The sequence below is a fragment of the Microbispora hainanensis genome, from assembly GCF_006874475.1.
GTDB classification, from domain to species: Bacteria; Actinomycetota; Actinomycetes; order Streptosporangiales; family Streptosporangiaceae; genus Microbispora; species Microbispora hainanensis.
On sequence record NZ_VIRM01000079.1, the window covers coordinates 18,151 to 27,804 of the forward strand.

Sequence of the window (9,654 nt, forward strand, 5' to 3'; positions counted from 1 at the left end):
GTGACGCACCACACGCTCGTCAGCCGAGCGCCAGCTCGGCGACCCGGCGGGCGAGCAGGCGGGCCGGATCGAGCACGGGGACGGGGACGCGGGAAGGGTCCAAGGCCAGGACGATCTCGGTGCACGCCGCGACGACCCGCTCGGCGCCCCGGTCCACGAGGGAACGCGAGACCTCCGCGAGCCCCAGGCGGTGGGCCGGGCCGGCGACGCCGCCCTTGACCGCGCCGATGGCCGCCATGACCCGCCGCTGCCCGGCCTCGCCCGGCTCTATCACCGCGACGTTCCGCCGCTGCAGCGCCTCCCTGTACAGGCCCGCGCGCAGCGTGCCCGTCGTCGCCAGCACGCCGGCCGCGCGTACGCCGTCGGCGACCAGAGCGTCGGCCGTGACCTCGATGATGCTGACCATCTCGAGCCCGGCCTCGTCCGCGAGGCGTGGGACGAACGCGTGGGCGGTGTTGCACGGCACGGCGAGCACCTGGCATCCGGCCCGTTTGAGCCCCTCGACGCCGCGCCTCAGGTAGGGGGTGGGGTCCTCGCCGTCGCCGATCAGGCTCGTCGACCGGTCGGGGACGCGGGGGTCACCCCAGATGACGACGGGCACGTGACCCTGATCGCAGGTCGCCGGCGTCTCCTCCACGAGCTTGCCGTAGAAGTCGACCGTGGCCGCCGGTCCCATGCCGCCCAGGACGCCGACCAGACGAGGCCCGCTCATCGGCCGCCTCCCCCCTGGCCTCCACCCCGGCCGCGGACCCGCCGGCCGTCCCGGAACCGAGTCATCGAGATTCGTCCCCATCTCTCCCGCCGTCGCACTCGGCCTGTCCCTGCCGCAGGCCCCGGCGTCGTACGGCCGGCCGGGGCAGGGACGGCTGCGCGCACAAGGATCGGCCTATAAGGTGATCCAGCCCCGAAAATGCAGCAAACGGTCATCGAAGGGTCATCCGTGCAGGATTACGGCACAGAGCAGCCTCGGTTCCTGTCGGAGGCCGACCTCGAACTGATCGACGCGCTCCAGATCAACCCGCGCGCGAGCTGGGTGGACATCGGGGCGGCGATCGGCGCCGATCCGGTGACCGCCGCGCGGCGCTGGCAGCGGCTGAGCGCCGCGGGCGAGGCGTGGACCACCGTGGCACTCGGGCAGCGCCAGATGCACGCGATGAGCATGGCGTTCCTGGAGATCGACTGCGAGGCCGGAGCCGCGGTCGAGGTTGCGGACCGACTCGCCACGGCCGGGCACCTCATCACCGTGCAGCACGTCGCCGCCGGCCACGACCTGTTCGTGATCGCCGTGGCGGCGTCGATGCCGGCACTGGCGGACTATCTGCTCACGGACCTGCCACGGGTGCCCGGCGTGGCGAAGGTGCGCACCCACGTCGCGACGCGCGTCTTCGAGGCCTCGTGCCGCTGGCGGCTGCGCATGCTGCCCCCTCGGGCGGCGGCCGCGCTGGCGCCGCGGCCCGGCCCGCCGGAGTCGACGAGGCGGATGGACGCGCTCGACCGCCTGCTGTTCAGGGCCCTGCTCCCGGACGGCCGGGCCGGCTACGCCGAACTGGCCCGGAGCGTCGGGACATCCGAGCGCACCGTGCAGCGCAGGCTGTCCCGGCTGGTCGCGACCGGCGACATCGACTTCCGCTGCGATCTCGCGCGCTCCCAGGCCGGCTGGCACTCCTCGGCGATCCTGTGGCTGCGGGTGCCGGACGGCCTGCTGGAAGAGACGGGCCGGGCCCTGCTCGGCTGGCCCGAGACCCGCACCTGCGCGGCGCTCGCGGGCACCCGCAACATGCTCCTCACCGTGGGTCTGCACGGGGTTTCGGACCTGCACCCGCTCGTGGTCCGCCTGCAGGAGCGGTTTCCCCACGTCAACGTCGCCGATCGGCAGATCGTGCTCCGGCAGGCCAAGTTGTACGGCCGGGTGCTCGACCGGCTCGGCCGCTGCACGGCCGTCGTCCCGGTGGACCCGTGGACCCTGGCGCGGCCCGCCTGAAGGGTCAGCGCGGCTCCGGGACGTCGCCGCCTTGCGCCTCCCGGCAGAGCCCGGCCCGCAGGACGTCCGCCTCACGGCGTCCCACCACCTGCAGGTCGCCGACGGCCAGGGCGGGCAGGCCGAGCGCGGACACGACGGCGGTGAGGCGCCCGGCCTCGCCGCGTACGGCGGCCTCGTCGCACCCGAACCGGGGCGCGGGGCCGCCGAGCGTCGGCATGACCAGGAGATCGACTCCGGACATCTCGGCCGAGAACCGGGCCCTGACGGCGTCGAGTTCCCCGACGGCCCGGCGGTACTCCCGGTGGCCGATCCCGGCGGCGCCGTCCAGCTTCCGCCGCACCCCCTCGCTGTAGCTCCCGGCCGCCCTGGGATAGGTCGCCTCGTGCGTACGGCGGGCCTGTGCGCCCACGATCGTCCAGTAGGGCGAGAGGATGTCGTACGGCAGGGCGATCTCGTGGACCCGGGCGCCGAGCCCGGCGAACTCCCCGGCCTGTGGGCACCCCTCGGCGACGCCGACGACCAGGCCCGACAGCGAGTCCGGCGGCTCGACCGTCTCCCCGGAGAGCACCTCCCACACCCGGGCGCAGTCGGCGACCGAGGTGGTCATGGGCCCGACGACGTCGAACATGGGGGCGAGCGGAGCGACGCCGCCGGACGGGACGGCACCCGCTCGGGGACGCAGGCCGACCACGCCGCAGCAGGCCGCGGGGATCCGTACGGAGCCGCCGGTGTCGGTGCCGAGGCCGAACCTGGCGATGCCCGCGGCGAGCGCGGCCGCCGTGCCTCCGCTCGACCCGCCGGGAGACAGGTGCGGGTGGCGTGGGTTGCGCACGTCCCCCCAGTGGGGATTCTCGCTGGTGACGCCCCAGGCGAACTCGTGCTGGTTCGCCTTGCCGACCAGCAGCGCCCCCGCGCGTTCCAGCGCCTCCACGCAGAGGGCGGTGGTCAGCGCCTCCTCGCTTCCGTACAGGGCGGAACCGCGGGTCGTGGGGAGACCGGCGACGTCGATCATGTCCTTGACGACGAACGTCCAGGCCCACAGCTCCGGCGGGACGTCGGGGACGGGGCGCTCGCGACGGCCGAGCCGCTCGATGACCGGCTCGGCGGCGGCCTCGATGAGGATGGCGTGATCCCGATGCCTGCGGATCGCCCCGGCGGACCGGGCGATCGCGGTGTCGCGCGCCGCGACCGCCTCGGCGGACCCGATGATGTCCGGCTCGCGTTCCATGGGCTCCTCACACCTGCGCCGGTGGCGGGGAGCCGTCCGGGGGGACGCGCCAGGTCGTCGCCGGCGGCGCCCACGATCCGGCAAATGGTGACATATCCCCCTGTTGCCCGTCGAGCGTCAGACCGCCAGCGCGTCCAGCAGGGACAGCAGGCGGGCGCTCTCCCGCTCCGGGCGGGCGAGGGCGAAGATGCTCCGGCTCGTGTTCAGCCACGGCACGTCGGCCACCACGACGCCCGGACCGTGCCCGCGCAGCGCGAGGTCGGCGACGAACGCGGCGCCCATCCCCGCCTCGACCATCGCCAGCGTGATCTTGAAGTCGTCCGCATAGCCGGCGACCCTGGGGTGCAGGCCCCAGCGCGCGAACACGCCGTCGAAGAAGGAGGCGTCACTGCTGCCCGGGTGGTGCATGATCCACGGCAGGTCGACGAGCTGGTCGGCCCGGTACGGCGCCAGGTCGCACCACTGGGCGGGCAGGACGACCTTGTAGCGATCCTCGGCGATCCAGCGACGGCCCAGCGCCGACGGCCATGAGAGGCCGGAGTTCCCCACCTGGTAGACGATCGCCGCGTCCAGTTCGCCACCGGCGACCAGGCGCGGGATGAGCTGCGAGGACTCGGCGACGGTGACCTTGACGCCGGCCCGGTCCCGGTCCTCCATCCGCCCGAGCACGCCGGTCAGCACGTCGACGAAGCTGGGAAAGAGGCCCAGATGGATCAGCCGCTCGCTGTTGCGGTGCACGGCCTGGACGGTGGCGATCATCCGTTCCATGTCGCCGAGCACGTCCGCCGCGTGCCTGGCCAGCACCTCCGCGGCGTTGGTGGGCAGCACGCTGTGCGCGGACCGTTCGAACAGCCGCACCCCGATCTGCCGTTCCAGCGCGGCCATCTGCTGGGAGACGGCCGACGAGGTGTACCCCAGCCGGTTCGCCGCGGCGGCGAAGGAGCCGAGCTGCACCACTTCACGCAGAGTGCGCAGGTGTTCCGGCTTGAGCATCAGCGTTCCTTGCTCTCAGCGCTGCCAAATGTCGTGTTTATAGCGCTTCCTACTTCTTTTTGCCACTTCTACAGTGATGGCCCACCGTCCCCGAAAACTTGTGAAGGCCAGATGAGCATCCGCGTGTACCGCAACGCCGCCATCCGCACGGGAGCCGACGGCGCCCCACCCGCCCAGGCCATGGCCGTGGACGGCGAGACGCTGCTCGCCGTCGGTACGGAGGCGGAGGTGCGCGAGGCCGCGGGCCCGGGCGCGGAGCTGATCGACCTCGACGGCGCCGCCGTTCTTCCCGGCCTCTACGACGCGCACATCCACACCGCGCAGTACGCCCAGAGCCTCGGCGCGGTGGACCTGCGCGACATGCGGTCCCTGGACGAGGCCCTCGCCGCGGTGGCCGCGCACGCGGCGCGGCTGCGGCCGGGCGCCTGGCTGTTCGGCGGGCGGTGGAACAGCAACACCTGGAATCCGCCCGCCCAGCCGGACCGGTATGCGCTCGACTCGGTCTGCCCGGACCTGCCGGTCGCGCTGCCCAGCGTGGACGGCCACACCGTGTGGGCCAACTCCGCCGCGCTGCGGCTGGCGGGCATCGACGCGAGCACGCCGGACCCCGTGGGCGGCGAGATCGTCAGGGACGCGGACGGCGAGCCCACCGGCATCCTGCGCGAGGCCGCCTCCTACCCGCTGCGCGCGCTCATGGTCTCCCCCGACCTGCGCGACCTGCTCCGCACGGCGCAGGACGAGCTGCTCGCGCTCGGCCTCACCAGCGTCCACGACATCGACGGCGAGGACTGCCGGGCCGCCTACCTGGAGCTGCGCGACGCGGGCGAGCTGAAGCTGCGCGTCCACAAGGCGATCCCGATGGTCCACCTGGAGGCGGCGATCGCCGAGGGCCGCCGCACCGGGCAGGGCGACGACTGGTTCCGCACCGGCCCCGTGAAGATCTTCAGCGACGGCGCCCTGGGCTCGCACACCTGCCACATGACCGAGTCCTTCGCCGGCGAGGACGGCAACAACGGCATCGCGGTCACGCCTTACGAGGAGCTGGTCGCACTGTTCTCCCGGGCGGCGCACGCCGGCATCGCCGTGGCGACGCACGCGATCGGCGACCGGGCCAACCACCTGGTCATCGACGCGTACGAGGCGATCGGCCGGACACCGGGGCTGCGGCACCGCATCGAGCACGCCCAGCACCTGCGGCCCGGCGACCTGGCGCGGATGGCGCGGCTGGGCGTCGTCGCCTCGATGCAGCCGGTGCACTGCACCAGCGACATCGACCTGGTGGACCACCTGCTGGCCGGCCACGAGCTGGCCTCCTACGCCTGGCGGGGGATGCTGAACGTCGGCGTGGCGCTGGCCTTCGGCTCCGACGCCCCCGTCGAGCATCCCAACCCCTTCGCCGCGCTGTACGCCGCGGTGACCCGCACCCGGACCGACGGCACCCCCGCCGGCGGGTGGCAGCCGGAGCAGCGGCTGAGCATGGCAGAGGCCGTCACCGCCCACACCCTGGGCGCGGCCTACGCCGCGGGCGAGGAGGAACGCAAGGGCGTCCTCGTGCCCGGCAGACTCGCCGACTTCATCGCGGTGGACACCGATCCCTACCTGGAGTCACCCGAGGCGGTGCTGCACACCAAGGTTCTGACCACTGTCGTCGGCGGCGAGGTCCGCTGGCGGCGAAGCTGAAGGAGCACCCCCCTGTGAACACCCGGATCCTCACCACGCTCGCCGTCGGCGGGCTGCTCGCGGCGACCGCCGCCTGCGGCGCCCAGTCCCTGGACGCCGACGACTCCGGCGCGGCGGCCTCGACGCCGGCGGCCGTCGTCCTCGACCAGGCCCCCGCCGAGGAGAAGGCGGCCGACGTCATCAACGCCATCACCCCCGACCAGGAGCTCGCGGCCAAGGTGCCGGCGAGCCTCAAGGCGAACGGCCTCAAGGTCGTCTCCTCGATCGGCTACCCGCCCATGGAGCTGTACGCGAGCGACGGCAAGACCGCGATCGGCTTCGACCCCGCCCTCGCGCGCGCCATCGCGAGGAAGCTCGGCGTCAAGGTGACCATCACCGACGAGGAGTTCAACTCGCAGATCCCGGGCGTGCTCACCGGCCGCTACGACTTCGTCATCTCCTCGATGAGCGACACACCGGAACGGCAGGAGCAGGTCACGTTCGTCGACTACGTACAGGCCGGCGCCGCGCTGCTGGTCAAGAAGGGCAGTTCCGCGGGTGTCACCGGGCCCGGGGACCTGTGCGGCAAGACCGTCTCCGTCGTCGACAACGGCTCCTCGATGGAGCTGGCCGAAAGCTACGACGAAACCTGCAAGAAGGACGGCAAGCCCGCCGTGGACATCCTGAAGTTCCCCGGCGACACGGAGGCCATGCTCCAGGTGAGCAACGGCCGGGCGCAGGCCAGCGTCACCGACTACGTCGTCGCCGCGTACAAGGCGGCCGACCCCAAGCTCGAGATGGAGGCGATCAGCCTCGACGGGACCGCGAGCCCCTGGGGGATCGGGATGAGGCCGGACAACAAGGAGCTCATCGACTCCGTCAAGGGCGCCGTCGACTCCCTCATCAAGAGCGGGGAGTACGGCAACCTGCTCAAGGCCTGGAACCTGGACGCGCTCGCCGTCGAGTCGGCCGTGGTCAACGGCGGTAAGTGACGTGCGCAACGAACCGATCGCCGACGGGACCGGCACGCCGGTCCCCGTCGCCCGCACCTGGCACTGGGGCCGCTGGCTCGCCGCGGCCGTCGCGCTCGCGGTCGCCGGCTGGCCGGCCTACCTGGTGGTGGTCAACCCGCGCCTCGACTGGGGCAAGGTCGCCGAGTATCTGTTCAACGAGCGGATCCTGTCCGGGGTCTGGGTCACCATCGAGATCTCCGTGCTGGCGACGGCCCTCGGGCTGGTGCTCGGCGTCCTGGTCGCGGTCATGCGCCTGGCGCACAATCCGGTGCTCAGCGGGCTCGCCACGTTCTACATCTGGTTCTTCCGTGGCACGCCGGTGCTGGTCCAGCTCATCTTCTGGTACAACCTGGCGTTCCTGTTCCCCGAGCTGGTACTCAAGATCCCCTTCACGGCGATCGGCCTCAAGTGGGACACCAACCAAGTGATGACCGGCTTCACCTCGGCCATGCTGGGGCTCGGGCTGAACCTGGCGGCGTACTTCGCCGAGACCGTGCGCGCCGGCATCCAGGCGGTCGACCGCGGCCAGACCGAGGCGGCGTACTCGCTGGGCATGACGCCGGCCAAGCGGATGCGGGTCATCGTGCTGCCGCAGGCGCTGCGCATCATCATCCCGCCGACCGGCAACGAGTTCATCTCCATGCTGAAGACCACCTCGCTGGTGTACGTCGTCGCCGGGCACGACCTGATGACCAACGCCAGCCAGATCTACAAGGCGAACAACCGGATCATGGAGCTGCTGATCGTGGCGAGCGTCTGGTACATGCTCATGACCGCCGTGGCGACGTTCCTGCAGGGCCGCCTGGAGCGCCGGTTCGGCTCCGACGCCGTACGGCTGGTGCGCGGCGGCGGCGTCGCGGCCCGGGTCCTGCCGAAGGTGACCGCGTGAGCGCCGGGGAGGGCCGCGGCGCGGCCCCGGTGGTCGTCGCGTCGGACGTCCGGATGGGCTACAACGGCGTACAGGTGCTGAACGGGGTCGACTTCACCGTCACCTCCGGCGAGGTGAGCTGCGTCATCGGCCCGTCGGGCTCGGGCAAGTCCACATTCCTGCGGTGTGTCAACGGCCTTGAGCCCGTGCTGGGCGGCAGCCTCCGCGTGCTCGGCGAGGAGGTCGGCCACAGGCTGCGCGACGGCAGGTACCACCCCTGGACTCCGAAGGAGTTCGCCGCCTTCCGCAGGAACATCGGCATGGTGTTCCAGCGGTTCAACCTGTTCGCCCACCAGAGCGCTCTGGAGAACGTCGCGTGCGGGCCCGTCCACGTGCTGGGCATGTCCCAGGACCGGGCGCGGACGCTGGCGATGGAGCATCTCGACCGTGTGGGCCTGGCCGACCACGCGCACAAGCGGCCACACCAGCTCTCGGGCGGCCAGCAGCAGCGGGTGGCCATCGCGCGGGCGCTGGCGATGAACCCGGCGCTGATGCTGTTCGACGAGCCGACCTCCGCCCTCGATCCCGAACTGGTGGACGAGGTGCTGGAGGTCATGAAAAGCCTGGCCGCCGACGGCATGACGATGATCGTCGTGACCCATGAGATCGCCTTCGCCCGCGAGGTGGGCGACCGGCTTGCGTTCTTCGCCGACGGCCTGGTCGTCGAAGAGGGCCGTCCCCATGAGCTTCTCGCCGCACCCGCGCACGAGCGCACCCGCGCGTTCCTGTCCAGCGTCCTCGGCGGTCAGGAGGGCCGCCCCACGCAGTAAACGCAGGTCAGGGAAGGGATCCGCGGATCCCCGACCCGGACGCGGTCTGGGCCTCCGTGCAGCGGGTGAACCTCGGCTGGCTGGCCGGCTCTCGGTCGCCTTCACCATCCGCGAGCTCGGCCGGCTCGGCGCGTCCAGATCGCTGTCGGCCGCGACGCTCGCGCTCAGCGCCGTGTATTCGACCACCACCTTCGCCGTGCTGGGGCTGGTCGCGCTGCTGCGCGGCGAGCTCGCGGCCGGCGACACGATCAGGCCGACCGGCGGGGACCGGCTGGTCCTCGTCGTCCTGGCGCTGGCCAACTGGCTTCTCGACGTGGCCTGCCTGGCCAGCGTGTGCGCGGCGGCGGGGCTCGGGCTCGGGCCCCACACCGTGCTGCTCGGCTACGTCGCGGGCAAGATCGCGGCGACGGTCGCGGTCATCCCCGGCGGGCTCGGCGTCACCGAGCTCGGCATGGCCGCCACGTTCGTCGCAGCGGGCGCCACCGGCACCATGGCGGCGGCCGTCGTGGCGCTCTATCGGCTGATCTCCTACTGGGCCGTGCTCGCCGTCGGCTGGATCGCCTGGCTGCTGCTCCGCGACGCGGTCCAGGCCCGCTTGGCCGCGGCCGGACGGTGGCTGCTCGGCGTCGCCGGGTGCGGTGACGGCAAGACGGGCATGCGCTCGGCGGGGGTGAGGCTACGGGCCCTCGGAAACGGGCGCCAGCCACAGCCCGACGAGCGCGTCGATCAGCCCGGTCGCCGTGTCGTGCCAGCTCGGCCGGGGCGTGGGCGCCTTCGGCGAGGGCGCGCTCGCGTTCTGCGCACACGTGCGTGATCAGGTGCCACGCCATGTCGCCGCGCTCCGCCCGGACGTCGGCGGGCAGCTCGGGCAGGCAGCGGTGGAACCCGGCCATCGCCGTTCGCAGTGAGGCGTGCGTCTCCTCGGCGATGATCGCGCGCAGCGAGGGATCGGTCACCACTTGGGCGATGAAGCGGGCACAGGTCGGATTGCCCTGGGCGGCCAGATGCTCGGTGACCGGGCGGACCAGGCAGGCCACCCAGTCGCGTACGTCGGCGGAGTCGCCGATGCCGGCCGGCATCCG

At 72.5% G+C, this 9,654-nt stretch carries 9 protein-coding genes and 1 pseudogene; 6 read left to right on the forward strand and 4 right to left on the reverse strand.

Going from position 1 to position 9,654, the window contains the following annotated elements:
* Window positions 1–19 precede the first annotated feature (19 nt).
* Window positions 20–712, reverse strand: coding sequence for a cysteate racemase (cuyB, locus tag FLX08_RS37635; protein ID WP_142625039.1), 693 nt, complete (start codon window positions 710–712; stop codon window positions 20–22).
* A 198-nt stretch (window positions 713–910) separates the two neighbouring features.
* On the opposite strand from cuyB, the gene FLX08_RS37640 reads away from it, so the two are divergent.
* A complete protein-coding gene (locus FLX08_RS37640) occupies window positions 911–1,981 on the forward strand; it encodes an Lrp/AsnC family transcriptional regulator (RefSeq protein ID WP_142625040.1) in 1,071 nt (356 codons plus the stop codon).
* A gap of 4 nt (window positions 1,982–1,985) precedes the next feature.
* On the opposite strand, the gene FLX08_RS37645 is transcribed toward FLX08_RS37640, so the two are convergent.
* Together FLX08_RS37645 and FLX08_RS37650 are read right to left on the reverse strand one after the other, a co-directional pair.
* On the reverse strand, window positions 1,986–3,209 hold the full coding sequence (locus tag FLX08_RS37645) for an amidase (protein ID WP_142625041.1): 1,224 nt from the start codon (window positions 3,207–3,209) through the stop codon (window positions 1,986–1,988).
* Between the two features lie 117 nt (window positions 3,210–3,326).
* Window positions 3,327–4,202, reverse strand: coding sequence for a LysR family transcriptional regulator (locus FLX08_RS37650; RefSeq protein WP_142625042.1), 876 nt, complete (start codon window positions 4,200–4,202; stop codon window positions 3,327–3,329).
* A gap of 111 nt (window positions 4,203–4,313) precedes the next feature.
* Between FLX08_RS37650 and FLX08_RS37655 the strand changes: the two genes are divergently transcribed.
* Genes FLX08_RS37655 through FLX08_RS42685 form a run of 5 tightly spaced genes read left to right on the forward strand, consistent with a single transcriptional unit; the run spans window position 4,314 to window position 9,386 of the window.
* A complete protein-coding gene (locus FLX08_RS37655; protein WP_142625043.1) occupies window positions 4,314–5,882 on the forward strand; it encodes an amidohydrolase in 1,569 nt (522 codons plus the stop codon).
* Between the two features lie 14 nt (window positions 5,883–5,896).
* Window positions 5,897–6,853, forward strand: a complete 957-nt coding sequence (locus tag FLX08_RS37660; RefSeq protein ID WP_142625044.1) for an ABC transporter substrate-binding protein — start codon at window positions 5,897–5,899, stop codon at window positions 6,851–6,853.
* 1 nt (window position 6,854) lies between these two features.
* Window positions 6,855–7,763 (forward strand): amino acid ABC transporter permease, encoded by a 909-nt coding sequence (locus FLX08_RS37665; RefSeq protein ID WP_142625045.1) that lies wholly within the window; start codon window positions 6,855–6,857, stop codon window positions 7,761–7,763.
* 53 nt (window positions 7,764–7,816) lie between these two features.
* On the forward strand, window positions 7,817–8,572 hold the full coding sequence (locus tag FLX08_RS37670) for an amino acid ABC transporter ATP-binding protein (RefSeq protein WP_142625047.1): 756 nt from the start codon (window positions 7,817–7,819) through the stop codon (window positions 8,570–8,572).
* The gene (locus FLX08_RS42685) at window positions 8,484–9,386 is read left to right on the forward strand and encodes a lysylphosphatidylglycerol synthase transmembrane domain-containing protein (protein WP_341874378.1); all 903 of its coding nucleotides are present in this window, start codon (window positions 8,484–8,486) and stop codon (window positions 9,384–9,386) included. The genes FLX08_RS37670 and FLX08_RS42685 overlap by 89 nt, the downstream gene beginning before the upstream one ends.
* Here the strand turns inward: FLX08_RS42685 and FLX08_RS42690 are convergent.
* Window positions 9,379–9,651, reverse strand: a pseudogene (locus FLX08_RS42690) (TetR family transcriptional regulator); the annotation flags it as partial. The gene FLX08_RS42685 and the pseudogene FLX08_RS42690 sit on opposite strands and share 8 nt — an antisense overlap.
* Between the last annotated feature and the right edge of the window lie 3 nt (window positions 9,652–9,654).